Origin of the sequence: Protofrankia sp. CiP1_Cm_nod2 (assembly GCF_920664355.1) — a bacterium.
Classification (GTDB): Bacteria; Actinomycetota; Actinomycetes; order Frankiales; family Frankiaceae; genus Protofrankia.
The window spans coordinates 20108-24290 of sequence record NZ_CAKKTL010000041.1 but is presented as its reverse complement, the minus strand read 5'-3'; the positions used below and the strand labels follow the sequence as shown (position 1 = coordinate 24290).

The 4183-nt window shown below is 69.9% G+C and carries 4 protein-coding genes; all 4 read left to right on the top strand.

Annotation, left to right across the window (positions count from 1 at the left end):
• Positions 1 to 368: 368 nt before the first annotated feature.
• Positions 369 to 674, top strand: coding sequence for a phosphoribosylformylglycinamidine synthase subunit PurS (purS, locus tag NBW84_RS06905; RefSeq protein WP_250282778.1), 306 nt, complete (start codon positions 369 to 371; stop codon positions 672 to 674).
• Positions 675 to 1364: 690 nt separating this feature from the next.
• Positions 1365 to 1715 carry a rhodanese-like domain-containing protein gene (locus tag NBW84_RS06900; protein WP_250282776.1) on the top strand — a complete coding sequence of 117 codons (351 nt, stop codon included), beginning with the start codon at positions 1365 to 1367 and terminating at the stop codon, positions 1713 to 1715.
• Between the two features lie 530 nt (positions 1716 to 2245).
• Positions 2246 to 2929: an HNH endonuclease family protein gene (locus NBW84_RS06895; RefSeq protein WP_445548184.1), complete on the top strand. Its 684-nt coding sequence runs from the start codon at positions 2246 to 2248 to the stop codon at positions 2927 to 2929.
• Between the two features lie 690 nt (positions 2930 to 3619).
• On the top strand, positions 3620 to 4183 hold a 564-nt coding region (locus NBW84_RS06890; RefSeq protein ID WP_250282774.1), incomplete at its 3' end, for a PAS domain S-box protein.

Genomic DNA, 4183 nt, shown 5'->3' with positions numbered 1-4183 from the left:
GGCGCCCCGGCGGCCCTCGGCGTCCCGGCCCCCTCAGACGTCCCAGGCACCCCCGGCGGCCCGGCTGCTCCCGATGCGGACTGCCTCGGCACGGATGCGGACTGCCCTGACACGGATGTAGACACCCCTCGAGGGTAGTTACCACCCCCGCCCCACCCGCCCCGCCGCCGATCCCCCGCCCTTCCCCCAAGCGTTGAATCATGCGAACGAGGGGACAAATGGCTGCCACAGCAGCCACTTGTCTACTCACTCTCTTTGATCAAGGCGGGGTGCACGGCCGTCTGGTGGGGGTTTGGGATGGGCTGGTGGTCAGCCGGCGGTGCCGGCCGGGCTCGGTCCGGCGCGGCGCACCGATACAGTCTTCAGACGTGGCCAGGGTCGTTGTGGACGTGATGCTGAAACCGGAGATCCTCGACCCGCAGGGGCAGGCGATACTCACCGCGCTGCCACGCCTGGGCGTGTCCGGCATCGCCGGGGTACGCCAGGGCAAGCGTTTCGAGCTGGAGGTGGACGGCGACGCCGACGCCGACGTCCTCGCCCGGATCGACCAGCTCGCCGCCTCCCTGCTCGCCAACCCGGTGATCGAGGACTACGTCGTACGGGTGGAGACGCCGCAGCCAGCGCGGACCGCCCCCACCGGAACCACCCCGGCCAGCGCCGAACCCACCGCCTGAGACGCGTCCGGGCGGCAGGCGCGTTCGAGGAGCCCTCGAGGACGACCACGCACTGGTCGCCGCCCCGTCAGACGGACCAGCAGCGCCACCGAGCGAAGCCGTGACGCGGAGAACGTGGGATGAGGGGACGAGAACCACGCCACCGCTCCGCTCGCGCACTCCTCCGCCTGCCCGACGAGAGCACGGTGACGGGGCGTGGGCGGGTCAGGCCGTGGGGTCGGCCGGGGAGAGGAACATGACTCGGCGTCCGCACGAGTCACAGACAGCTACCCGCGCATACGGTTCGTCGTCCCCGGGGACAAGGTGCGCCAACGGCACGATCCCGCCGCACCACGGGCAGGTGAGCCAGGGCCCGTCCGCTCCGCATCCTGATGATTCGACATCGAGCGATTCCACGGTAATCACGGTCCCACCACACGCGTGGCCGCCGCGGGCGAAAAAGCGCCCTCGTGACCACAGCCGGCCGGCCGAGGGACCAAAGACGGAATGGTCATGCCTCTCCCGCACCGCCGGCAGGCCCAAATCCCCGGGATCATGTCCCACGCAATGTTCACCGGCCGCCTGAGCGGCGATGGCCACCCGCACGATAGCCGCCCGCACGATGGCCGCCCGCACGATGGCCGCCTGTCCGGTAGTCGTCTGTCCGGTAGGCAACGTCGCGGGATACCGGGCAGATGGCAGGATGGCCGCGTGGGCTCGGATCAGATACCTTCGGTCACAGTAGATCAACTTCCGGCGACGGTCACACCGGGCGTCGGGCCGCTGCTCCTCGACGTCCGGGAGGCGGAGGAGTGGGACGCGGGGCATGTCGCCGGCGCGGTCCACATCCCCATGGGTGAACTCCTCGAGCGTATAGACGAGGTGCCACGCGACCGGGACGTGGTGGTGGTCTGCCGCTCCGGGCAGCGTTCGGCCGCGGTCACGGCCTACCTGCACCGCGCCGGCTGGCAGGCCCGCAACCTGGACGGCGGGATGATCGCCTGGGATGCCGCGGGCCGTCCGATGGCGAACAACGCGCCGCATCCGCCAGCCGTGATCTGACGGTACCGGCCGGCTCCCCACGACCGTTCGCGGTCACCATCGGTCATGGTCCGGCCGGTGCCCGCATCCATCAGCGGACGCGTCCGCGGGACACCCGTCCACAACCGGTGCCATGACACCGCATGGACGCCGGACAGCGGGAAACTGGCGTTATGACCCTCGCCGTGCCCTCCGCGTCAGCGCCGTGCTCCCAGCCGCCGGCGGAGCACGACCGACACCGCGCGGACGGAGGCCTCCCGGAGCAAGGCCCCGCGGAGCGGAGCCCCACGGAGCAAGGCCATACAGAACCAGGCCATACAGAACCAAGGCATAGCGCGGACCAGGGAGCAGGGCGGCGCCGGGGGCGGGGCGGCACCTCGGGTGCCGGCGTCACGGCCCGCGCGAACGCGGCACACAGCGCCACGGCCGGCGGAGACGCGGTCCGAGACAACACGGTCCGCGGCACCGCACCCAGCAGCACGGCGGTCCGCGGCGTTCCCGCCGACGGCCGGGCGCGGGTCCTGCCGACGGCTGTCGCGCTCTGCCTCAGCGTGTTTCTCGCCCTGACCGGCTGCGGGACGCTCGACGACACGGGATCCCCCACGGGCACCGGCGGGACGGCCGGGGCGGGCGGGCGCGGCCAGGTCGTCACCGTCGGGACCGCCGTTGCCACCCTCCAGTCGGTCCCGGTGCACCCGGCCACAACATCACCGCCATACCGGCGGGACGAGTTCGGCTCCGCCTGGTCGGACGTTGACAACAACGGCTGCGACACGCGCAACGACATCCTGCACCGCGACCTGACGCTGGTGACCGTGGGACGGAACTTGTGCATCGTGCTGACCGGCGAGCTGAGGGATCCGTACACCAACCGGATCGTCCGCTTCGACCGTTCACGGTCCGCGAGTGCCATCCAGATCGACCATGTGGTGGCGCTGGCGGACGCCTGGCGGACCGGGGCCGCCTTCTGGTCGCCGGACAAGCGGCTGGCGTTCGCCAACGACCCGGAGAACCTGCTCGCCGTCAACGGCCCGACGAACCAGGAGAAAAGCGACGACGACGCCGCGCGGTGGCTGCCCCCGAACCGGGGGTACCGCTGCCGGTACGTGGCCCGACAGATCGGAGTGAAGGCCCGCTACGGCCTGTGGATGGAGATGGCCGAGCGAGAAGCAATGATCAAAATTCTGAGCGGCTGCCCGGAGCAGCCCGTACTCGGTGCCGCGCGGACCCGCTGACGGCCGCCCAGCGCCGTCAGCCCGCCAGCCGGCCAGCCCGTTGCCACCCACCAGAGCGCCGGTCAAGCAGCGCGGATCCCATCCACGACCACCCGCACAGGACATGATCCAGGCGAGTTTGTCGTTGTGTACGCTTTTTGTCCGCAAAAGCGTACACAACGACAAACTCGCGCCGATCTTCTCCGGTGGCTGGCGTCAATCGAAGCGTGCCACCGTGCGGGAGGATACTTATAGTTACCTGATCGGCGCCCTAGGCCCACCGGGTGGGTCTTCAGCCGTGCGAACCGGCGTCCGGACGACCAGGTAACACAAGCGCAACACAACCGAGCATGCCGAGCATGCGGTGGGCGTGACCCGGCTGGCAGCGATCGATTCCCGGCCGGAGGCGGCCGCCCCGGCTGGTCATGACCGTCCACGGCCGACCGGTGGAGCCATCGCGCCCGGTAGGCGGTCGCGCATCAGATAGATGATCACTATAACGACCCAGGCGATCACGTTCACGTCACACTCGTCACATCAGGCTACCAATCAAGTACAGTTAACTTTCCTGTTACCGGAAGGGTGTTCGGTCTTTCCCCCGGATACCGATCGGCTCGACCAGGCCGGCTCGACCAGGCCGAGGCCGTCGAGACCGACACGGGTGCGACAGGACACGGGTGAGACAGACACTGGTGAGTAGGTGAGGAACCGGTGGAACCGGAGGGGGACCGCCTCGATCTGTTCGACCGGCTGCAGATCGGGATAGCGCTTGTCGGTACGGCCGATCATCTGGTGCGGCGGGTGAACACGGCCGCATGCCGGATCCTCGGCCGTGGCGAGGCGGAGCTCCTCCGCACGACCTGGGACGCCCTGATCCACCCGGACGACCGGACGCGATGGCCGGACAACGCGTCACCCTACGCCCCCGGCCCTCCCGGCGGCCACCAGGACGTGACCCGGTTCGTCCGCCCGGACGGCTCGGTGGTCCACACCCTGGTCATCATCGCGCTCCTGCGGGAGCGCCCCGACCGGGAGCCCCACTATCTCGTCCAGTTCCAGGACATCACGCAGGAAGTAACCGTCCGTCACCAACTGCGGCTGCTGCTGGAGAACGCGCCGGTGACGTTGTTCCTGCTGGACCGGATCGGACGCGTCGGGCTCGCCGAGGGCGGGGTGGACGTCGACCATCCCGGCGCCTCGCGGTCGTCGGCGTCCGAGGCCTTCGAGCCTCTCGGGGCCTTCGGCTCCTTCGGCACGTCCAACGGTTCCGACGCG